The 21,661-nt window shown below is 40.5% G+C and carries 15 protein-coding genes and 15 tRNA genes; 16 read left to right on the top strand and 14 right to left on the bottom strand.

The window, feature by feature from the left end; all coding sequences use genetic code 11:
* The first annotated feature begins 619 nt into the window (after nucleotides 1-619).
* The 3 genes from PVK79_RS11160 (at nucleotide 620) to gloA (ending at nucleotide 4,251) form a co-directional block, all read left to right on the top strand.
* Nucleotides 620-2,530, top strand: a complete 1,911-nt coding sequence (locus tag PVK79_RS11160; protein ID WP_182760203.1) for an aminotransferase class V-fold PLP-dependent enzyme — start codon at nucleotides 620-622, stop codon at nucleotides 2,528-2,530.
* 234 nt (nucleotides 2,531-2,764) lie between these two features.
* Nucleotides 2,765-3,796 carry a serine hydrolase domain-containing protein gene (locus PVK79_RS11155; protein ID WP_257326359.1) on the top strand — a complete coding sequence of 344 codons (1,032 nt, stop codon included), beginning with the start codon at nucleotides 2,765-2,767 and terminating at the stop codon, nucleotides 3,794-3,796.
* Nucleotides 3,797-3,849: 53 nt separating this feature from the next.
* Nucleotides 3,850-4,251: a lactoylglutathione lyase gene (gene gloA / locus PVK79_RS11150; RefSeq protein ID WP_145240703.1), complete on the top strand. Its 402-nt coding sequence runs from the start codon at nucleotides 3,850-3,852 to the stop codon at nucleotides 4,249-4,251.
* Between the two features lie 90 nt (nucleotides 4,252-4,341).
* Here the strand turns inward: gloA and PVK79_RS11145 are convergent, their stop codons facing one another.
* From PVK79_RS11145 to PVK79_RS11110, 8 genes are all read right to left on the bottom strand, one after another.
* On the bottom strand, nucleotides 4,342-4,608 hold the full coding sequence (locus PVK79_RS11145) for a DksA/TraR family C4-type zinc finger protein (protein WP_257325570.1): 267 nt from the start codon (nucleotides 4,606-4,608) through the stop codon (nucleotides 4,342-4,344).
* A gap of 317 nt (nucleotides 4,609-4,925) precedes the next feature.
* Nucleotides 4,926-5,001: transfer RNA gene (locus PVK79_RS11140), tRNA-Glu, on the bottom strand.
* Between the two features lie 183 nt (nucleotides 5,002-5,184).
* Nucleotides 5,185-5,260 (bottom strand) — tRNA-Glu (locus PVK79_RS11135).
* A 90-nt stretch (nucleotides 5,261-5,350) separates the two neighbouring features.
* Nucleotides 5,351-5,426: transfer RNA gene (locus tag PVK79_RS11130), tRNA-Glu, on the bottom strand.
* Nucleotides 5,427-5,516: 90 nt separating this feature from the next.
* A tRNA-Glu gene (locus PVK79_RS11125) sits at nucleotides 5,517-5,592 on the bottom strand.
* Nucleotides 5,593-5,682: 90 nt separating this feature from the next.
* A tRNA-Glu gene (locus tag PVK79_RS11120) sits at nucleotides 5,683-5,758 on the bottom strand.
* Between the two features lie 144 nt (nucleotides 5,759-5,902).
* A tRNA-Glu gene (locus tag PVK79_RS11115) sits at nucleotides 5,903-5,978 on the bottom strand.
* A gap of 39 nt (nucleotides 5,979-6,017) precedes the next feature.
* A tRNA-Ala gene (locus PVK79_RS11110) sits at nucleotides 6,018-6,093 on the bottom strand.
* Between the two features lie 883 nt (nucleotides 6,094-6,976).
* Between PVK79_RS11110 and PVK79_RS11105 the strand changes: the two genes are divergently transcribed.
* The 10 genes from PVK79_RS11105 to istB (PVK79_RS11060) all read left to right on the top strand — a co-directional run bounded on the left by PVK79_RS11105 (nucleotide 6,977) and on the right by istB (PVK79_RS11060) (nucleotide 10,721).
* Nucleotides 6,977-7,052 (top strand) — tRNA-Val (locus PVK79_RS11105).
* A 169-nt stretch (nucleotides 7,053-7,221) separates the two neighbouring features.
* Nucleotides 7,222-7,297: transfer RNA gene (locus PVK79_RS11100), tRNA-Val, on the top strand.
* 172 nt (nucleotides 7,298-7,469) lie between these two features.
* Nucleotides 7,470-7,545: transfer RNA gene (locus PVK79_RS11095), tRNA-Val, on the top strand.
* A gap of 35 nt (nucleotides 7,546-7,580) precedes the next feature.
* Nucleotides 7,581-7,656: transfer RNA gene (locus tag PVK79_RS11090), tRNA-Val, on the top strand.
* A 19-nt stretch (nucleotides 7,657-7,675) separates the two neighbouring features.
* Nucleotides 7,676-7,751: transfer RNA gene (locus PVK79_RS11085), tRNA-Val, on the top strand.
* A gap of 42 nt (nucleotides 7,752-7,793) precedes the next feature.
* A tRNA-Val gene (locus PVK79_RS11080) sits at nucleotides 7,794-7,869 on the top strand.
* A gap of 19 nt (nucleotides 7,870-7,888) precedes the next feature.
* A tRNA-Val gene (locus PVK79_RS11075) sits at nucleotides 7,889-7,964 on the top strand.
* A gap of 572 nt (nucleotides 7,965-8,536) precedes the next feature.
* A tRNA-OTHER gene (locus PVK79_RS11070) sits at nucleotides 8,537-8,626 on the top strand.
* Nucleotides 8,627-8,916: 290 nt separating this feature from the next.
* Nucleotides 8,917-9,951, top strand: a complete 1,035-nt coding sequence (gene istA / locus PVK79_RS11065) for an IS21 family transposase (protein WP_182762801.1) — start codon at nucleotides 8,917-8,919, stop codon at nucleotides 9,949-9,951.
* Entirely contained in the window at nucleotides 9,948-10,721 is a 774-nt protein-coding gene (istB, locus tag PVK79_RS11060) for an IS21-like element helper ATPase IstB (protein ID WP_182762799.1), read from the top strand. The genes istA (PVK79_RS11065) and istB (PVK79_RS11060) overlap by 4 nt, the downstream gene beginning before the upstream one ends.
* A 542-nt stretch (nucleotides 10,722-11,263) precedes the next feature.
* On the opposite strand, the gene PVK79_RS11055 is transcribed toward istB (PVK79_RS11060), so the two are convergent.
* Together PVK79_RS11055 and PVK79_RS11050 are read right to left on the bottom strand one after the other, a co-directional pair.
* On the bottom strand, nucleotides 11,264-12,214 hold the full coding sequence (locus tag PVK79_RS11055) for a nucleotidyl transferase AbiEii/AbiGii toxin family protein (protein WP_257326742.1): 951 nt from the start codon (nucleotides 12,212-12,214) through the stop codon (nucleotides 11,264-11,266).
* Nucleotides 12,204-12,602 carry a DUF6088 family protein gene (locus PVK79_RS11050; RefSeq protein ID WP_182794393.1) on the bottom strand — a complete coding sequence of 133 codons (399 nt, stop codon included), beginning with the start codon at nucleotides 12,600-12,602 and terminating at the stop codon, nucleotides 12,204-12,206. Before PVK79_RS11050 ends, PVK79_RS11055 begins: the two co-directional genes overlap by 11 nt.
* A 367-nt stretch (nucleotides 12,603-12,969) precedes the next feature.
* On the opposite strand from PVK79_RS11050, the gene istA (PVK79_RS11045) reads away from it, so the two are divergent.
* Nucleotides 12,970-14,520, top strand: coding sequence for an IS21 family transposase (istA, locus tag PVK79_RS11045; protein WP_257324076.1), 1,551 nt, complete (start codon nucleotides 12,970-12,972; stop codon nucleotides 14,518-14,520).
* A gap of 11 nt (nucleotides 14,521-14,531) precedes the next feature.
* Nucleotides 14,532-15,287, top strand: coding sequence for an IS21-like element helper ATPase IstB (gene istB / locus PVK79_RS11040; RefSeq protein ID WP_257323996.1), 756 nt, complete (start codon nucleotides 14,532-14,534; stop codon nucleotides 15,285-15,287).
* Nucleotides 15,288-16,241: 954 nt separating this feature from the next.
* Here the strand turns inward: istB (PVK79_RS11040) and PVK79_RS11035 are convergent.
* The 4 genes from PVK79_RS11035 to PVK79_RS11020 form a co-directional block, all read right to left on the bottom strand.
* On the bottom strand, nucleotides 16,242-17,630 hold the full coding sequence (locus PVK79_RS11035) for a HipA domain-containing protein (protein ID WP_257326741.1): 1,389 nt from the start codon (nucleotides 17,628-17,630) through the stop codon (nucleotides 16,242-16,244).
* Complete coding sequence (locus tag PVK79_RS11030; protein WP_145242858.1) at nucleotides 17,614-17,934, bottom strand: helix-turn-helix domain-containing protein; 321 nt, start codon at nucleotides 17,932-17,934, stop codon at nucleotides 17,614-17,616. Before PVK79_RS11030 ends, PVK79_RS11035 begins: the two co-directional genes overlap by 17 nt.
* Before the next feature lie 711 nt (nucleotides 17,935-18,645).
* Nucleotides 18,646-18,984 (bottom strand): hypothetical protein, encoded by a 339-nt coding sequence (locus tag PVK79_RS11025; protein ID WP_257326740.1) that lies wholly within the window; start codon nucleotides 18,982-18,984, stop codon nucleotides 18,646-18,648.
* The gene (locus PVK79_RS11020; protein ID WP_257326739.1) at nucleotides 18,974-19,525 is read right to left on the bottom strand and encodes a hypothetical protein; all 552 of its coding nucleotides are present in this window, start codon (nucleotides 19,523-19,525) and stop codon (nucleotides 18,974-18,976) included. The genes PVK79_RS11025 and PVK79_RS11020 overlap by 11 nt, the downstream gene beginning before the upstream one ends.
* A 925-nt stretch (nucleotides 19,526-20,450) precedes the next feature.
* Between PVK79_RS11020 and PVK79_RS11015 the strand changes: the two genes are divergently transcribed.
* Entirely contained in the window at nucleotides 20,451-21,464 is a 1,014-nt protein-coding gene (locus PVK79_RS11015; RefSeq protein WP_257326737.1) for a nuclease-related domain-containing protein, read from the top strand.
* Nucleotides 21,465-21,661: the final 197 nt, after the last annotated feature.

Here is a 21,661-nt window from a genome sequence, read left to right as displayed (position 1 = left end):
TCAGCTCTAGAGCTAATTGATACGAATCTGCATAAAGATCAAGTCAATTTGATCCAGTCTCTAGAGCATATGCTTTTAACCGTGTCAGCTACTTAGATGGATTTATTCCACGCTTGCAAAATCTGTTCGACTATTTCTTCATAAATACTACACACACGATTAGATAGGCAGTGTTGCCGTATCCAACTCCATTGTTAAGGTAGTTTGAAACCCATTTATTGACACTGCCGCTTGCTGTATTTAGGCGCTTCCCCCTCAAAGAATCATGAAACAGCAAGCAGGCGTATGCGTTTTCTTGCATTAGGCTCTTTACATGATAAAGCTAAAAGTTGCTTGGATTTTTCTAAGTTCAACTTAGTAAAAATACATAAGTACCAGTGTGCTAATTAGATCACATAATTTGGCAGATTGGTATGACTACATGTAGTGTTATTTTTATTGGCTATCATTGTTAACATTTCAAACCTATCAGCAATCCATCTAGATAAAACACTTTTATACTTAAACCCTATTAATGAAATAGCACATTTCATTAAACATTTTCAAAGTATTAATTTCACAAGCGTCAATCCTTTAGTTATGCTGTTGAGCATTATGAAATTTTATTGCGAGAATTCCTATGTTACCTATACTTCGTATCTTGTTAATTGAGCAAGACCCCGCCACCTTGCAAGAGCTTTCTACTAATCTGTCGAAAACCATCCCAAATTTTGAGCGAGATGATATTCATATCGATATTATTGAGCGTCTTGAGTTAAAACAAGCGTTGGACATTGTAGAGGAAGATGGCGATATTCAGGCCGTAGTGCTTAGCTGGGATTTGCAAAATAAGGTTGGCGAGCGAACTTATAGTCGCTTTATCGAGCAGTTAAAGGGGATCCGCCTTGAGTTGCCTGTTTATGTTATTGGCGATGATACGAAAGGGCTAGAAATCGTTAATGAGTCGGAGGAGATTGAGTCTTTTTTCTTTAAAGATGAGGTGATTTCTGATCCTGAAGCAATTTTAGGCTATATGATCAACGATTTCGATGACCGCTCAGAAACCCCATTTTGGACGGCGTATCGCCGTTATGTTGGCGAAGCAAACGACTCTTGGCATACACCGGGACACAGCGGTGGCTCTAGCTTTAGAAATTCCCCTTATATCAAAGATTTTTATCAGTTTTATGGTCGTAATGTGTTCGTTGGCGACCTGTCGGTTTCAGTCGATTCGTTAGGTTCATTGTCAGATAGCACCAATACCATTGGCCGTGCCCAAGAGTCAGCAGCGGCGACGTTTGAGGTTAAGCATACCTATTTCGTTACCAATGGGTCGTCTACCTCAAATAAAATCATCTTGCAGACATTGCTACGCAAGGGCGATAAAGTGATCATCGACCGCAATTGCCATAAATCTGTGCACTATGGCATTTTACAATCAGCTAGTTTACCTGTTTATTTGTCTAGTATTTTAAATCCAAAATATGGCATCTTCGCGCCGCCGTCGTTGGCCGACATTAAACAGGCGATAGAACAAAATACCGATGCGAAATTGCTAGTCCTCACGGGTTGTACTTACGATGGCCTACTGAGCGATCTGAAACAAGTAGTTGATTTTGCCCATCAACATGGTATTAAAGTATTTATTGACGAAGCGTGGTTTGCTTACTCTCTGTTTCATCCAAGCCTACGATACTATTCCGCCATTCATGCTGGCGCTGACTACGTCACCCATTCAGCACATAAAGTGGTATCGGCGTTTTCTCAGGCGTCTTATATTCATGTTAACGATCCCGATTTCGATGCTGATTTCTTTCGCGAGATTTACAGTATTTACGCCAGTACATCGCCAAAATATCAGCTTATCGCATCGCTTGACGTGTGCCAAAAGCAGTTAGAGATGGAAGGATATAAGTTACTCAATGCTTTGTTGAACCATGTGGAAGAATTTAAACAACAAATGGCTTCACTCAAGCAAATTAAAGTGCTAGGTAAGCAAGACTTTATGGAAATATTTCCGCACTTTAGTGGTGATAACATGGGTCACGATCCGCTAAAAATTCTCATCGATATTAGCGAATTACCTTATTCATTAAAGGATATTCATAAATACCTGCTGGATGAAATTGGCCTAGAAATAGAGAAGTACACTCACAGCACCATCTTAGTGTTACTGACGCTTGGCGGCACGCGCTCAAAAATAATTCGTCTTTATAATGCGCTCAAAAAACTCGACAGCGGTAAAGTGAAGTTGTCAAAATCGACGCGACGATCTCGCTTGCCTGAGAATCTACCAGCCATAGACTTAGCGTGTATTCCAAGCGATGCCTTTTATGGCGAGCGCGAATCTGTGCCTATCGGTAAAAGTAACAACCGTATTTGTGCCGGTTTAGTCACCCCCTATCCGCCAGGCATTCCTCTTTTGGTGCCGGGACAGCATATTACAGAGGAACATATAGAGTACCTTAAAGAGTTAGCAGGACAAGGTTTGACGATTCAAGGGAGTTTTGATGGTGAAATCTATGTTCTTAAGGGCAAAGTTCAAAAGTAAAAATATACTTTAATACAGTCGAACTCCTTATAACTAAACAGCAATGTCACACGATATTGCTGTTTAGTGCGTTATAATTCTAGGCCACTTTAATAGAACTTGGCGTGCTAAGCTCATGTTAGTATTAGGTAATATCACGTCAGAATTTAAAGATAAGACAGAGTAAATAATACGAAGTATAGTAGATTAAAGAACTGACCCTGACACTACAAAAATAAATGAAGCGGATGCGTAATAATGCTAGTTAAGAACAAAAAAACGCTTACTTTAATGCGCATTGCTGCATTTATTGTCACCATCATGAGCATATACTTTTTTGCCCCTTGGCAGTTTGCTTTATATTACTTGCAACCGCTACCGGCGACGATCAAAGAACAAACACAAGAGGCTATTGAACAAGGAGTCGATGGCATTATTGTGTATATTCATATACAAGGACAGCAACCTGAATCTTTTGCAAACGGTTGGCATAATCGAGATCAAAAAATCCCCGCTTATGCTACTGCTTTGTTTAAGATTGGCAGTATCCGTAAGCTGTATGATGCATCAGCCTTAACAAAACTTGCCTCTGCTGGACTAATTGATGTGGATAAAACACTGGCTGATTATCTTCCATCGTTAATTGGACGCATTGAAAATGCAGATAAGATAACACTACGAATGATGGTAAAGCACAGAAGTGGCATACCCAATTACACAGACACTGATCATTTTGATTGGTCAATCACCTACCCCGACCCGCTTGCATTAGTACTCGATACTCCCGCTGACTTTAGTCCTAATGCTGATTACGGCTATTCTAATACTAATTATTTGTTGCTGCGGAAAATCATGTCTAATGTGCTGGGTTATGACCATAACCAATTTATTAAAAACGAGATTTTAACGCCATTGGGCTTAACGAATACCTTCGAGTCTGTAAATGAGATAAATTTAGCGCTATTAATGAGTGGCTATTATGTTGGCTACGAAAATGATTTTAAAGCACTTGATCAAGGGTATGTGGCAACAGCACAAGATGTGGGCGACTTTATTGTGGCATTAAATAATGGCACATTTTTTAGTGAACAAGAGCAAGCTTTGTACGCATCACTCTATAAATATGAGCACACAGGTTGGGTATTAGGGTATTCAAGCATTGCTCGTTATTATAAAGATATCGATACAGTCGTTGTGCAGTTTATAAATACTAATGGCAATGATACTGTGTTGCTCACAGAAATAATTTATAATCGGATTATTGATATTTTAACAGCGCAGCAGTAGTTACAGAGTAGCTGCGTTATCAAAAATTTATGTGAATTTTAAAGAGGGTTTAAATGCGTTTATTACACACCATGTTACGGGTTGCTGATCTAGATAAATCAATTGCGTTTTATACTCAAGTACTCGGCATGAAAGAGTTACGCCGTGCTGATAACGAAGAGTATCGCTATACCCTAGCCTTCGTAGGCTATGGCGATGAAAAAGACACAGCAGTACTTGAGCTGACCTATAACTGGGATACCGACAGCTATGATTTAGGCAATGCCTATGGTCATATCGCGATTGAGTTTGATGATATCTATAAAGCCTGTGCTGATATCAAGGCCGCTGGCGGCAATGTTAGCCGTGAGCCAGGACCTGTTAAAGGCGGCACAACAGAAATTGCTTTTGTAAAAGATCCAGATGGCTACTCAATTGAATTAATTCAGAAGAAAGAAAATATGAGTAAATTTTAGCAAATATATGTAATAGGTTTGCTAATCCGCTTTTTATTTATTTAAGCTCAACTCTGATACGATATTAAAAAAGGTGCTGTATGCACCTTTTTATCGTAATTGACTGTCTTTACTGGCACGTCGGTTAAACCCTTTAGAAAGCGTGCCTTTACCTTCTAGTTCAGCTTGGCAACTTACACAATACTTCACACCAAGTAACGCGAGCCTTCGTGCTTGTAGTATTGGTTCATCACATTCTTCACATAGCTCGGCACTAGCTCCAGAAACTAAATTACTTCTAGCATATTGCACAGCATCATTAACGCTGGCATCAATTTGATCTTGAATTGCACCCTTTCGTGCCCATCCACTTGCCATATAACCTCCTATTTATTTGGACGTTTATATGTACGCTAACATAGATGAAGTTTATTTAAGCTGAATATAAGAAAGGGAAAGATACTAATAAAATTTAGGAATTATTATATAAAAGATTTAATTTTTAGATTTTAACTTGGATGAATAATTCTGAAGTAACTATAGAAATGCAGTTAAATTGATGTTACAGGCTTTTTAATAAAAGCCATCTTACTAATAAATAGTAAGTTTCGTCCCAAGAGGTTAGTACTCTTTTTAACGTTGTGTATAGAGAGTGCAGTGTCACACTTCCTTGCACATTACTTAAAAAAAGTAAATGGCGTCCCCAAGGGGATTCGAACCCCTGTTACCGCCGAGAAAGGGCGGTGTCCTAGGCCTCTAGACGATGGGGACACAGAATATGTGTCACTAGGACAACTGAATGGTTTAACTCGTTTCAGGCGAGCTGCTTAATAACACTGCACTTCCCTATTTAAAATAAGTAAGTAGCGTCCCCAAGAGATTAGTACTCTTGTTAACGTCGTGCATAGAGAGTGAGGTGTCACACTGCTTTATACATTACTTAAAATAAGTAAGTGGCGTCCCCAAGGGGATTCGAACCCCTGTTACCGCCGTGAAAGGGCGGTGTCCTAGGCCTCTAGACGATGGGGACACAGAATATGTGTCACTAGGACGACTGAATAGTTTAACTCGTTTCAGGCGAGCTGCTTCATAACACTGCACTGACTATGAAAATAGTAAGTGGCGTCCCCAAGGGGATTCGAACCCCTGTTACCGCCGTGAAAGGGCGGTGTCCTAGGCCTCTAGACGATGGGGACACAGAATATGTGTCACTAGGACGACTGAATAGTTTAACTCGTTTCAGGCGAGCTGCTTCATAACACTGCACTGACTATGAAAATAGTAAGTGGCGTCCCCAAGGGGATTCGAACCCCTGTTACCGCCGTGAAAGGGCGGTGTCCTAGGCCTCTAGACGATGGGGACACATAAATGTGTCACTAGGACAACTGAATGGTTTAACTCGTTTCAGGCGAGCTATCTTAATAACACTACACCTACTATAGAAATAGTAAGTGGCGTCCCCAAGGGGATTCGAACCCCTGTTACCGCCGTGAAAGGGCGGTGTCCTAGGCCTCTAGACGATGGGGACACATAAATGTATCACTAGGACAATTGATTAGTTAGACTCACATCATGAGTTTTTAAGGTAATTGCGATTAATACAAATTAAGACTCGAGCTTAATTTGTTCGCTATTTTCTCGGTTAACCCGCCTTTAACTTATAAAAGTTAAGTGGCGTCCCCAAGGGGATTCGAACCCCTGTTACCGCCGTGAAAGGGCGGTGTCCTAGGCCTCTAGACGATGGGGACACAGAAAACTGCTACCCTAGGACAAACACTTTAATAAATTGGTGGAGCTATGCGGGATCGAACCGCAGACCTCTTCACTGCCAGCGAAGCGCTCTCCCAGCTGAGCTATAGCCCCAATTTATTTTGCTAAACACTTGCGCAGTTAAACCGTGCTGTGTATCGCTGAGTGCGGGGCGCATTCTATGCAGCCACCAAAATAATGTCAACATTTTTTTCAGTAACTTTCTTTAAACGGTTTAATTTTCAACAAACTGAATAATGAATAAACCGCGGCGCTCAAAATACATGCAAGGGAGCTGTTTCAAAACAAAAATTAGGACTGAAAGGCGCACAATCTAGATTAACTGAGGTGAAATATATTCTAAAACATCAAAACAATAAGGTATACATTTATATGCAAAATAAAGTCGGAGTCTTTTCTTGTTTTTCACAACAACGTTTTCATCACCAAGTAAAACGAATTTAAGATGAACATACTAGCAATTAACTGCAACGCCCCTACTCTATTGTCAGTTATTTATATGATCACAGAGGCTCCATTAGTTACAGTCGGTGTTTTATATCAATCGTATTTAACTAACGGTATTTGGATTTTTCAATGCGATTGACTATAACCTTCCTCCCTCATGATTAAAAAACAAATCCGCTTTTGACTAACAGGCACCACTAGCTATTAAAGTATTGCATTAAATAATGAGTAAATTGATTGCACATATAGATTGAATGTAAGTAAATTGGCTATAAAACAATCTCAATCTTACTTCATTGATTATAAAACCTGCATCTAAAACATTTTTCCTCATTCAAGTGTTGACACATTTACAACTCTATCTATAATAGCGCCCCACAACAACGTAGCAATGAGTTGTTGTTTAGATGTGGGTGATTAGCTCAGTTCTAAGAAAAGAGAGCATCACCGCTATTTACAAGTAACGGCGAGGTTCACTGGTTAAAGTCCAGTACTATTTATTTTAATAGTAGCGTTTTAATTTATATGTGGGTGATTAGCTCAGTTGGGAGAGCATCGCCCTTACAAGGCGAGGGTCACTGGTTCAAGTCCAGTATCACCCACCACATATAGAACCTGTTATTATATTAGTAGTTGCATGTTTTAAATTTGTTATATGAGTCACAAGCTCAGTTGGAAAAAAGAGAGCATCACCGCTATTTACAAGTAACGGCGAAGTTCACTGGTTAAAGTCCAGTACTATTTATTTTAATAGTAGCGTTTTAATTTATATGTGGGTGATTAGCTCAGTTGGGAGAGCATCGCCCTTACAAGGCGAGGGTCACTGGTTCAAGTCCAGTATCACCCACCACATATAAAACCTGTTATTATATTAGTAGTTGCATGTTTTAAATTTGTAATATGGATCACAAGCTCAGTTACAAGAAAAGAGAGCATCACCGCTATTTACAACTAACGGCGAGGTTCACTGGTTAAAATCCAGTACTATTTATTTTAATAGTAGCGTTTTAAATTTGTAATATGGGTCGTTAGCTCAGTTGGGAGAGCATCGCCCTTACAAGGCGAGGGTCACTGGTTCAAGTCCAGTACGACCCACCATTCTTAGAATGGTGCATATTACATGATATCTAGATGGGTGATTAGCTCAGTTGGGAGAGCATCGCCCTTACAAGGCGAGGGTCACTGGTTCAAGTCCAGTATCACCCACCATTTAGATATAAAACTTTACGGGTCGTTAGCTCAGTTGGGAGAGCATCGCCCTTACAAGGCGAGGGTCACTGGTTCAAGTCCAGTACGACCCACCATTTATAAAATGGTTATCGTAAAGTTTAGTAATTGATTATTTGGGGTCGTTAGCTCAGTTGGGAGAGCATCGCCCTTACAAGGCGAGGGTCACTGGTTCAAGTCCAGTACGACCCACCATTTAATCAAAATTATATGTGGGTGATTAGCTCAGTTGGGAGAGCATCGCCCTTACAAGGCGAGGGTCACTGGTTCAAGTCCAGTATCACCCACCACATATAAAACCTTACGTTATATTCTTTAATCGATAATTAGCTCAGTTGAAAAAAAAAGCATCGCCACCCTTCACAAATAATGGCGAGGGTCACTGGTTCAAGTCCAGTATCACCCACCACATATAAAACCTCACGTTATATTCTTCAATCGATAATTATCTCAGTTGAAAAAAAAGCATCGCCACCCTTCACAAATAATGGCGAGGGTCACTGGTTCAAGTCCAGTATCACCCACCACATATAAAACCTTTTAATATCATCAATCAAACCTTACGTTATATTCTTTAATCGATAATTAGCTCAGTTGAAAAAAGAGCATCGCCACCCTTCACAAATAATGGCGAGGGTCACTGGTTCAAGTACAGTATCACCCACCACATATAAAACCTTTTAAAACCCTCAATCAAACCTTACGTTATATTCTTTAATCGATAATTAGCTCAGCTGAAAAAAAAAGAGCATCGCCACCCTTCACAAATAATGGCGAGGGTCACTAGTTCAAGTACAGTATCACCCACCACATATAAAACCTTTTAAAACCCTCAATCAAACCTTACGTTATATTCTTTAATCGATAATTAGCTCAGCTGAAAAGAAAGAGCATCGCCACCCTTCACAAATAATGGCGAGGGTCACTAGTTCAAGTCCAGTATCACCGACCACATATAAAACTTCTTGTAATTCTGTTAAAAATAAAATTCAAAAAGCCTCTAAATACGCTAATTCTTTTCCAAACCTTAAACTCTTTTAATATGTTCCTTGATGGATAATTAAGTTTGAAAAGCATCAACCTAGGCGCTTTACAAACCTAGGGTCTCCTATCTCTATAAAAATCCTCAAGCAATAACTAGCGCTACCTAAATTTGGTGTTACCAGCAATGCAAAAATGATCCACTTCAACAATTGAAATCTGATCCAGTTAACTTAACACTGGTGCTTTTGGATAAGCACCATGATTTCAAAAGAAGAGTTCATGAAAATAAAAGTCTTAGCCATGCAAGGCATGTCTCAACGAGCCATCGCTAAACAATTGGGCATATCGCGCAACACCGTTAAAAAATACCTTCAAGGTGACTTTGACGAGCCGCATTATGCTACTCGTAAAACGGGTATTTCAAAATTAGAGGCATTTAAACCGTATTTACATTCTCGATTAGCTAAAGCCGCTCCAATACATTTATCAGCCGTTGTTTTACTCAGAGAAATTAAAGAGCAAGGCTATACCGGAGAAATATCGTTACTACGCCAGTACTTGTATCAATATCGAGGTAGCGTTGAACCCCAACCCATTATTCGCTTTGAAACAGAAGCGGGCAAACAAATGCAAGTTGATTGGGGCCAAATGCGAGGTGGGAAATCACCACTGCACGCCTTTGTCGCTGTTTTAGGCTTCAGCCGTGCATTGTTTGTCGCAATCACTGATAACATGCGCTATGAAACACTCGAAGCGTGTCATCGCCAAGCCTTTGAGTATTTCCAAGGCATTCCACAGCAAGTGTGGTATGACAATATGAAAACAGTGGTAATAGAGCGTGATGCTTACGGTGAAGGCAAACATCGCTTTAATCAATGCTTTTATCAATTTAGTAAAGAAATGGGGTTCATTCCAAAGCTCTGTAAACCCTACCGCCCACAAACAAAAGGGAAAGTAGAGCGAATGGTGCGCTATGTGCGCGATAACTTTTATCAGCCATTAGCCACTAAATTATTTGCCCTTGAACTTACTTTGGACGTTGAAACAGCCAATGTTGAAGTCATTAACTGGTTGAACACAGTGGCTAACCAGCGCATTCACGACACAATAAAAGTAAAGCCCGCAGATAGATTAAAAGAAGAGCAAGCGTACCTACAACCTTTACCCCCGCTCCAACCTGTTGCACCACCACAGCCGGCAGAAGTGGCTATACCTGTATTTGATATGTCCTTCGAGACTCACCCGTTACATCATGACTTAAACATTTACGCGCAATTCTCGGAGGCACTATGAACTTGCAACTCGCACGCTTACATGAACTAACGGAGGAGCTGCAACTCGCCGGTGTTGAAACAAATGCAACAGCGCTAGCGCAGCAAGCAGCAAAAGAGGAATGGGATTATTTACAGTTCTTAGAGCGCGTACTGCAAGGTGAGCAGGCGTACCGGCACCAACGTAAACAGGTTATGTTTACGCGTATGGCTGGATTTGCGTCATTAAAATCGCTTGAGGAGTTTGACTTTACGTTTGCCACCGGTGTGCCCAAAAAACAAGTTAACGAGCTTGCCACACTCTCGTTTATTGAACGAAAAGAAAACGTCGTTCTGCTCGGGCCATCAGGTGTAGGCAAAACACATATTGCCAGTGCGCTAGGTTACAAGGCAGTGCAAGCAGGCTTAAAAACCCGCTTTATTAGCGCGTCTGATTTAATATTGCAATTAACCACAGCGCAACGTCAAGATAAGTATAAACAAGTGATGCAGCGCTCAGTTCTGGCACCCAGGCTACTAATAATTGATGAAATAGGCTATTTACCGTTTAGTGCTCAGGAATCTAAATTATTGTTTGATGTCATTGCAAAGCGTTATGAAAAAGGAGCGGTCATACTCACCAGTAACCTCCCATTTGGACAATGGGGGAGCATTTTTGCGAATGACACAGCGTTAACATCAGCGATGTTAGATAGAATTTTACACCACTCACATATTGTTCAAATTAAGGGGGAAAGTTATAGGATCAAAGAAAAGAAACAAGCCGGATTAATGGAAAACCTTAATAAATAGTGGATCATTATTCAAATGGTGGAGTGGATCACTTTTCGGTTGTTGTTGACACCTAGCGCCTAGTCACTTCCCTGTAGGAACCCGCTTTAGTTGTGATTGTTTTAAAAACAATTTTACCACCGAGCTCACCGAGGCGCGGCGCTACACAGAGAAGATAAAAAGTGCTTCGAGCGACGGTCTGCGGGCTAATCCAAGCCAGCTCCTTTTACTACCGTAGGCGTTAAGCTTGCTGACGCGGTCTTTATATCCTTTCCTAAAGCGCAGCGCCTCTTAATCCCTGTGGTGAATACATCACTTACAATCAATTTGCACAAAGAGAAGACAATGAGGGTAAATAAGAATACAACGCAACGGGCTGCGTGCAGCGTGCTGGTGCAAACCCTAGTCCCTAGTCACGTCCCTAGCACCTAGCTCCTTTTAGCACTGTAGGCGTTAAGCTTGCTGACGCGAAAAGCGCAGCTTTTAAATTGTAGGCGGGAGTTTATCTCGCGGTCTGGTTTTTAATTGCAAATTATTCGTATATATAGCGTTGGCGACGATATTTAAAGCTTTATATTATTTAGTACTTGGTCGCAATATAACTTAAATACATCAAATGCATGCTCCCAATTAAGGCTATGATTACCATAAACCATTGGCACGACATATTTATTAAAACGCGCTTCATAAATTGAATTCGCTTGTAATACACCTAAAGCAAACCTAAGTTCAGTAATCGGATTTTCCATAAATTCTGCATGCTGATTACCATAACGAGTAATATCTTCCGCGATGACTTTTTGCACTAAAGGTACTACATCTTGAACATTCGCCAATCCAGCTTGTTGAATATAATACGTATCATAAATATGGCGAATTAGCGCAGGATCATCGTCTCTTCTATTATCACGTGCAAAGCTCGCTGTGCGCCTAAGCATAGACACTAACTTTTCAGCTTGTGTACTCTTAATGCTAGAAAAATCCATCAGCGGCACTTCTGGTGCCTGTTGAGTTATCTCGTTCACTAAAGAAGATATATTGCGGCTTTGTACATTATCAAAAAGTAACGTTTCAATAAGCTCTAATTTAATAAACGGTCGTAAGCATGGAGCTTTTGAATGGGCTTGAGGATAACGAATATCAATTTGTTGATATCGATATTCATCAAAAACGGTTGGAGCATTTTCTACAGAAAAATAATCATATGAATTAATTGCATCAATTAACTGTAAATGGAGCGCTTTTCTTGCCTTTCTTCTTTTAGTTTTAGAGGTGTTAGCAGCTAAATCTTTAGGAATGATTTTTATATCAACATCTTCAGACATTCGATGAGTTTTAATGCCTGACTTTGTTAATGCCGTACCACCTGAAAAAACTAAAAAATGCGTATCAAAAAATAACTCTGAAAGTAGCTTTAGCAATGCAACTACGTAATAATCTTTTTCAACAATGGCAGGGTTACCCATACCAAGAGCATCTGCTACATCTAAAAATAAATCGCTATCAACTTGCATTGATAGCGCTATTATTTACAACAATCTTGCGCTTAAATCGACTATTGGTCATTATTTTAAATGAAGCGGGAACTTGTAAACTTTCACCATTAAGACTGCGTTGTGAAAATTCATCAAATTGATACTCAACGCCCAGTTTTTCAATAGCCTCTAAAATGACTCCATCAGCTCCCGCAGGTGATGCTGGCATTAACTTGCCAGTAATGCGATTTTCTCGCGCTTTGGTATAAAGCCCATACCCAATACGTAACAACTGGCCACTATCAACCAGTTTTTTTAAGACCCGTCCCACTTGGTCGTAACCAGCAATATCAGCAAAATCAGCGCGCTCAAAAACATAACGCCTAGAGCGATTTATTCTTGTCGTTACTTTACTTGCTATTGTCATATTGATTACTCTCGTTGCTTAGACAAAATATAGCAAACATACGACATTTAAACAATGCAAACATACGACACTTAGTTGATGTAATCACATCATCTTAATGGTATCTATCACCAGTAGGAGCGCGCTTTAACTGTGATTGTTTTAAATTATTGCATATTCTCCCCAGCTTTGATCACCCAATGGCATTAACTTTGATCACTTATTCTCATTAAGCTTTGATCACGAAAATCACTCGATAATGATCACTTTTGTGTTCTTAATGATTTTGCCGATCAAAGCTTAATGCCACTCGTTACCGAGTTCACGTTTTATCATTTTTGTAGGTATGTTAAACCGTTATCTAAATCGTTTGATGAGGATAACAATAATGTCAACAAGACCTATATCTATGAGTAAATTACATGCTATTTTACGGCTGAAATATTCGGCACAATTATCCCATCGAGAGATTGCTAGAAGCTTAAATATCTCCCCTGGGACCGTCGCTAATTACGTTAAAAAGGCCAATGAATTAGGGTTAAACCAATGGCCATTACCTGAAGATAAACAACACGGTACTTTTCTTAATACAAAAATCAGGGACTTCTCAACTCGTCAAAAAAGATACCCAACACCTGACTGGCTCACCATCAATAAGGATTTAAAGCAGCACAAACATTTGACGTTGCAGTTAGTATTCGATGAATTGCGTGAGAAAGTCGCTGAGCCTTATTACAGCTATAGCCACTTCTGCTGCGCCTACCGGCAATGGTTAGGAAAACAACGGTTGTCGATGCGTCAGCATCATAAAGGCGGTGAAAAGCTGTTTGTGGATTATTGTGGCCCCACGCTGACCATCACGTGCCCTACAACACAGGAAACACGTACTGCTCAAGTGTTTGTTGCCGTGCTCGGCGCATCAAATTATACCTATGCTGAGGCAACGTATAGTCAACAACTTGAAGATTGGGTGATGAGTCATGCCCGTTGCTTTGCATTTTTAGGCGGTGTTCCAGAGCTTGTTATTCCCGACAACTTAAAAAGCGCCGTTAGTAAACCCTGTCGCTACGAGCCTGATTTAAACCCCACGTATCATCAATTAGCCGAGTATTTTAATGTCGCTGTCATACCGGCTAGACCTTATAAACCCAAAGATAAATCGAAGGCTGAAGTCGGTGTACAAATTGTTGAGCGTTGGATCATGGCACGTCTGCGTAACCAAACCTTCTACAGCTTAGCGCACCTAAATCAAGAAATAGCAAAGCTACTTGATGTAATGAACAATAAGGTCATGAAGCAATATCAACAGTCACGTAAACAGCTATTTGATAGGGTGGATAAAAGCGCATTAAAGCCATTGCCTGAAAAGCCCTATCACTATACACAAATCAAAACGGTGCGAGTACACATTGATTATCATGTCGAAATAGAAAAACATTACTACAGTGTGCCGTATCAGTGGGTTAAGAAACAATTACGCGCACACATAACCAATCAGCTAGTACAGCTTTATCATGACGATACCTTAATCGCACAACATCCTCGCTCACATCGTTTAGGTGGGCATACAACACAGTCTCATCATATGCCTCTGGCGCATCAAAAACAGCATGAGCAGTCACCGATAAATTTACGCTCATGGGCATTAAGTATCGGGGAGTATACCCACCAAGTTATTGAGTTACAGCTCAGTGGACGGCGTCACCCCGAGCACGCTTATCGCGCCTGTTTAGGGGTGTTGAGTTTAGCTAAAACCTATTCAAAAGAACGGCTTGAGCAAGCGTGTTATCGCGCAATCGTGATGAATACGACAACACTCAAATCAATTAAGCAGATGCTGAAAAAGGGGTTGGATCAACAACCGTTACCCACACAGCAAACAGAGCCAGAAAAGCCAATTAAGCATGGCAACATACGCGGCACACAGTATTACCATTAAGGAAATGAATCATGATAAACACCATTAACCAGCAACTTCAACTACTCAAGTTATCGGGTATAAAGCAAGCACTCAAGCAGCAGTTTGAACAGCCAAATCTATATCAAGAACAAAGCTTTATAGAGCGCGTCAGTTTATTGCTAACACATGAAATTGACACGCGTGAGCAAAGAAAAATCGACCGGCTCGTGCGACACGCTAAATTCCGCTTACCAGCTCAGTTAAATCAACTGATTTACTCACCGGCACGTAATATAGAAAAAGCACAGATACGTAACTTAAGCCAAAATAGCTGGCTGAACTTACATCAAAATATCTTAATCACCGGGGCAACAGGCTGTGGAAAAACATACCTCGCATGTGCCTTAGGGCATGAGCACTGCCTACAAGGAAAAAGCGTTTACTATATTCGATTAAAAGAACTACTTGAAAGCCTGTTTCTAGCACAAGCAGATGGTAGTTACCGGAAATTACTGGCGAAGTTAATAAAGTATGATCTACTGATCTTAGACGACTGGGGGCTTGAACCACTGAGTGCACAGCAACGAGGTGACTTACTCGAATTAATCGATGCGCGGTATGGGTATAAATCACACATAATTATAAGTCAGCTCCCGCAGGAAAACTGGCATGAGATGATTGGAGAATCAACCCATGCTGACGCCATTTTAGATAGGCTAATTCATGGTTCGATTAAGTTGAACTTAAAAGGAGAATCGATACGAAAACAGTTAAATAAATTGACTGATGATGATCAGTTAAGCTAATTTAAAAACGGCTCTACAAAATGATAAATCAGGTGATCAAAGCTGATGAGAATCGGTGATCAAAGTCATGAGAATACGCAAATTATTAGCTTCGGGCTACGAGCTACGAGCAAATCCTAGCATCTAGCTCCTTTTACTGTCGTAGGAACTGGCTTTAGCCGTGATTATCTTAAAAACAATTTTACCACCGAGCTCACCGAGGCGCGGCGCTGCACAGAGAAGATAAAAAGTGCTTCGAGCGACGGGCTGTGGGCTAACCCTAGCTAGCTCCTTTTACTGTCGTAGGAACTGGCTTTAGCCGTGATTATCTTAAAACCACTTTTACCACCGAGGGCACTGAGGCGCTTCGCTGCACGGAGAAGATAAAAAGTGCTTCGAGCTACGAGCAAATCCTAGAACCTAGCTCCTTTTACTACCGTAGGCGTTAAGCTTGCTGACGCGGTCTTTATATTTTTTCTCTAAAGCGCAGCGCCTCTTAATCTCTGTGGTGAATACATCACTTACAATCAATTTGCACAAAGAGAAGACAATGAGGGTAAACAAGAATACAACGCACGAATACAATCCCCTAGAACCTCGTCACTTCCCTAGAACCTAGAGCCTTTATCTTGCCTGTGATTGTTTTAAAAACAATTTTACCACCGAGCTCACCGAGGCGCGGCGCTACACAGAGAAGATAAAAAGCCACGGGTTAAGTATTAATCCTAGCACCTAGCTCCTTTTACTACCGTAGGCGTTAAGCTTGCTGACGCGGTCTTTATATTCTTTCTCTAAAGCGTAGCGCCTCTTAATCTCTGTGGTGAATACATCACTTACAATCAATTTGCACAAAGAGAAGACAATGAGGGTAAATAAGAATACAACACAACGGGCTTTGAGCTGCGAGCGACGTGCTATGAATTCAGCCTAGCACCTAGTCACTTCCCTATCGCCTTTTACTTACACCGAAGAAACTTAAATAAACGCTTTCATACTTGGTAACAGCTCAACCTGCTCACTCAGTTCGCCAGCTGCTTTATTGATAATGTTAATACATAAGCCGATATGTTCTAGTTCACTATTAGACAAATTATTTGCAATAGCAGTCGCTTTAGCCATTGTTATTGCAGCTAATACTGACTGAATTGTTTGACTCATCAGTAGCTGCATACGCGCAAGAGAAATATCAAACTCATCAGCAAAATCAGCTAACATATAAGCCGTTATTTCATTACTAAAATTACCCGCGCCTTGTGAATTATAGTCACCTAGCGACATTGCATAATGCCTTGAAATAGCTAGCTTTGAACCACCTTTTGCACAATCAATCCCCGTCTGTTCAATAATAGCTTCTATATTAACCAAGTCGTAAAACGGTGTGAGCTCTAAACCATTTTTGCCAACAAAAAAACTAATGTTCTTACCATGAGCATCATAATTACGCACTAAAATATTAAATGTTATCCAGCGAATAAGTTGCGCCTGATACGCTTGCAGATTCACTGTTTCAATATTAAAGAGCTTAGGAAAAGAAACACCATCTCGAATATAAATACCGTCCCCCTGATCACCGTGCTGACGCTCGTATTTGTAAGAAGGAGGCAAATTTGTCGCTTGGCACCCATCAATAACATGACGACGTAACACTCGGTTTTGCTCTTTAACAACACGCCTATCAAAACGATCGATAACAAAGGCCCGCATTTCACCATAGCTACGCAATTCAACGTCAGGCACATCAAGTCCTGCGCCTCTTGCCAGCAACATAGTAAATAACTCATTTACGGCAATGAAAGGCGCAGCGCCCGTTTCAAACTTAAAGATTTTATTAGAGCATAATTCGCCTTCACCAAACCCCAGCCTGCCGTCGATTTCGAGTAAATTAAGCTTATCTTGAACCCCAGCGACAGAGAGCCTCGTTCGCCCGTCCCATAATGTAATAGGCTCGCCCGCTTGCTTAAAACGGTTCAGCTTTTGACTCAATTGGTAATTCGTTACTTCACGAAAGGAGGTTTGCTTTACTGCACAATTACTTGCTCTAAACGATAAAGCACCTGATGTCTCCTCGCCAATCACTTTAATTAAGCCGAAGGTGTTATTTTTTGAAATAGTCGTACTGCTAATTATTTCCTCAAGGCCTTTCCCCTCAGGCAATAAGTTTTGCAAATAATTACGTACTGCACGAGAGTCAAAATCGCCATTGAGTGGCAAATGTGGTGAAACAGCAAAACCCTCGTTGATCCATTTAGCCTCATAAGTAAATGAAATCTCATTTTCAGAGCCTATTGCCAGCGTTATCTCAGCCACTTTTTGCGATTGACCGATAAACACATCTAGACGATTGGTGTTAGTACCACTGTTCATCACTCACCTCATCATTGCTATGAGCTATATCATCACTGACAAGGCTGAACGACAACCCTAAATACTCCATAACTTTTAGTACATTATGCAGTTGCACAGTTACATCACCTTTTTCTATTTTTATTAGCGTAGGCTTAGAAATAGCAAGCGCTTGTGATACATCCACTAATGTCAGCTTCATACCAGTTCGCTTTGCAGTAATGGCTTTAGCCAGCTGCATGGGTGAAAATGGCTTAGAAAGCTCAGGCATTTCAGTACGCTTAACAACTCTTCCGAGTGTTTTTTTGACGGAGGAATCGCTCATTTATGGTCAACTATAGTTTACTTATACAACCAATTCTAGAATACCTTAAGAAAAAGTCAACGATACTTTACTTTTAGACTAAATAATTAATCAACAAGACCATAAGTAAAATGCATTTAACTTATGAATACTTGTAATTAAATTAAAACCCATAAGTAAATTTTAATTGACTAGTTTATAGCGTAAAACTGGTAAGTTGAAAAACGGGCTACGGAATAATCCTAGAGGCTAGTCATTTCCCTAAAACCTAGCGCCTTTATCTTGCCTGTGATTGTTTTAAAACCAATTTTACCACCGAGCTCACCGAGGCGCGGCGCTACACAGAGAAGATAAAAAGTGCTTCGAGCGACGGGCTTCGAGCTACGAGCTACGAGCAAATCCTAGCACCTAGCTCCTTTTACTACCGTAGGCGTTAAGCTTGCTGACGCGGTCTTTATATTCTTTCTCTAAAGCGCAGCGCCTCTTAATCTCTGTTGTGAATCAGTCAGTTAATAACTTTTTGCACAAAAAGGAATGAATGAGGGTAAATGAGAAGATAACGGCTTCGAGTTACGAGCAGCGAGCAGCGTGCTGGTGCAAACCCTAGTCCCTAGTCACGTCCCTAGCACCTAGCTCCTTTTACTACCGTAGGCGTTAAGCTTGCTGACGCGAAAAGCGTAGCTTTTAAATTGTAGCGGGAGTGTATCTCGCGCTTTGGTTTTTAATTAAATTTTACAAACCCATGCCTGCTAATTTAATTTTTGTAGCATAACCTCTTGCAGAAAACACCTTACATACGAGGTAAACAGAATCATCTTTATCAGCAGATAATCTATACGCTATTTTGGCTAGTTCTTTAGCGACATACATAGCAGATGCCGCTAATCCTTGTGGTCTTGGAACAAAGTTCATGGCCTTAGTACATTCTTTTGATGAAGCTAACATTTCCCAAACTAACTCAATCACTTTATCGTTAATCTCTATTTGGCTAGCTGTACCTTTACTAAAAAACACCTCTAAGATCTTTTTTACGTCCTTGTCATCAATACCTTCATATTTTTTAGACATCATCCATTCCTTTGTTAAACATTATTTTTATCAGCAATTCTTTGCTTCCGTCAGTTCCTATACCAATAAACTCGTTAGGTTTACCTTCTTCAATATAAGCAACATAGTTTTTGTAAGCCGAATTTTTTATTTCTAAATCAAAGAAATAAACCCCACCTTTATCATATTTAATACCACTAGTAGTTGATTTTAAAAGGTTCTTTCTTTGGGCTTTTATATATTCGTTTTCAGGTTCACCTTGAGGTATATATATAGATAAAAGGAGTTCTTTCACTGTCAATTTATTACCTGAAACAAAGAAGTGATCTTCATGTGTGAAGTTTTCATCTTCAAATGAAATATCAATATAAGAACCCTCTTTCTTTAATTTATAGCTCACGATATTGCCTTCATTATTAACGGCTTTTTTACAGCTATCAAAGGGTGCTATTGGCTTTACTAATTGATAAATAGTGCGATCTTTACCCTGTAAGTCGCAATCTAAAATAGCTGCATTTACATGAAGCGAGCATAGAGCTAAAAAAGAGAGGTAGATTATTTTCATTTATATCCTTTAAATTAAATATGTTCCTATTTTGATGGTATCTGTTTTTTTTATGTGCAGCAATACCCATACAATATATGCAATTACTCCATAATCTTAATACGCTTAGCTTGTTGAAGCGAAAAGCGCAGCTTTTAAATTGTAGGCGAGTTTACCTCGCGGTCTGGTTTTTAATTGCAAATTTGAGTTATGTCGCGTTGGCGACGGCAACCAAGGGGCGCATAGCGCCGTACGCCCCTTGGAACCCCACGGCGCCCCGAGGATCACACTATTTCCTCAATTTAAATTAATGATATGAACGTAAATGCTGTGTATTCGCCGTCCATGGCGAAGTCACAGCTTAACGCGCATCCATGCGCTGTTATTACTCATCATTAATTTAATTTCGGGTGTGATCACGGAGGAACTGTCTTCACAGCAGTGTGTAATTTTGCCGTAGGCGTTAAGCTTGCTGACGCGAAAAGCGAAGTTTTTGAATTGTAGCGGGAGTGTATCTCGCGCTTTGGTTTTTAATTGCAAATTTGATGGTTAATGTCGCGTTGGCGACGGCAACCAAGGGGCGCATAACGCCGTACGCCCCTTGGAACCCCACGGCGCCCCGAGGATCACACTGCTTCCTCAATTTAAATTAATGATATGAACGTAAATGCTGTGTATTCGCCGTCCATGGCGAAGTCACAGCTTAACGCGCATCCATGCGCTGTTATTACTCATCATTAATTTAATTTCGGGTGTGATCACGGGGGAACTGTCTTCACAGCAGTGTGTAATTTTGCCGTAGGCGTGCAGCTTACTGACGTGAAAGGAATACTGTGATCTTCAGTGTTAAATTTGCTGAATATTTAAAATCAAATTAATCAGAGCAGTATTTTTATTAGGTACTTCAATGTTATTCTATACAAATACATGACTGAAAGGACTCCGCATGATTTTAAAAGATAAAACGCTCGTCACAACCAACTCAGCAAAATCAAAAGCAGGCCAAAAACAAGAGCTAGACGTAGCATTTTACTTACGTCGCGCATTTAAAGACCACCCTCAAGTATTTGTGTTTAATGATGTAAAGTTTAAACACAACGGCGAAAGCGCACAGATAGACCACCTTATTGTTTATACCTACGGGTTTATTCTTATTGAATCAAAAAGTATTACTGGTGAAGTTGCAATAAACCAACATCAAGAGTGGAGTCGCAGTTACCGTGGGCAATGGCAAGGTATGCCGTCACCTATCAAACAAGTTGAGCTACAATTAGCATTACTAAAAAGTTTAGTAAGAGACAATGCTCCTCAACTCCTGCCAAAGATGTTTGGTAAAATACAACAAAATTTTGGTGGCCGTGAATGGCATAGCATCTGTGCAATATCGAGTAATGCCATAATTAATCGAGATAACACGCCAAAAACGCTTGAAGAGCGACTTGTAAAATCAGAGTTTATAGCAGATAAACTTTTAGACATAATGAAGCTCCCGGCATCAATACCAAATGCCCTGCACTTTTTTTCAACCAATACTCGCCCATGGTTTAGTGAAGAAAGCTTAGTAAGGATCTGTGAGTTTCTTTTAGAGCAAAATATTACTCCTGCCACACAGCTAAAAACTGATGCAATAGCATCAAGTCTCAACGAACCAAGCCCGATTTATCAAGATGAATCAACACTTATAGCACCAAGTCCTATCGCATCCGTCGCTCAAGAGCAATCAAGCACCAATAATGAAGTAAATCTAAAGTGCAAACAGTGCCGTAATGGCAACACGCTTAAAGCGCGCTCAGGCCGCTACGGCTATTTTGTTACATGCAGCGAGTGCGATACCAATACACCAATGAAAACGTCTTGCCCGCAATGTAGCAGCGCTAATACTAAAGTGAGCAAACGCAAAGAGCTCTACTCATTAGTGTGTGGTGATTGTGAAAATACAGCGTTTTTCAAATTTGACTAGTTCTAGTTGAAATGTCGCGTTGGCGACGGCAACCAAGGGGCGGATACCGCCGACCGCCCCTTGGAACCCCACGGCGCCCCGAGGATCACACTGCTTCCTCAATTTAAATTAATGATATGAACGTACATGCTGTGTATTCGCCGTCCATGGCGAAGTCACAGCTTAACGCGCATCCATGCGCTGTTATTACTCATCAT

Origin of the sequence: Pseudoalteromonas rhizosphaerae (assembly GCF_028885455.1) — a bacterium.
Classification (GTDB): domain Bacteria; phylum Pseudomonadota; class Gammaproteobacteria; order Enterobacterales; family Alteromonadaceae; genus Pseudoalteromonas; species Pseudoalteromonas rhizosphaerae.
The sequence above is the reverse complement of the archived record's forward strand: the minus strand, read 5'-3'. Positions and strand labels throughout refer to the sequence as shown.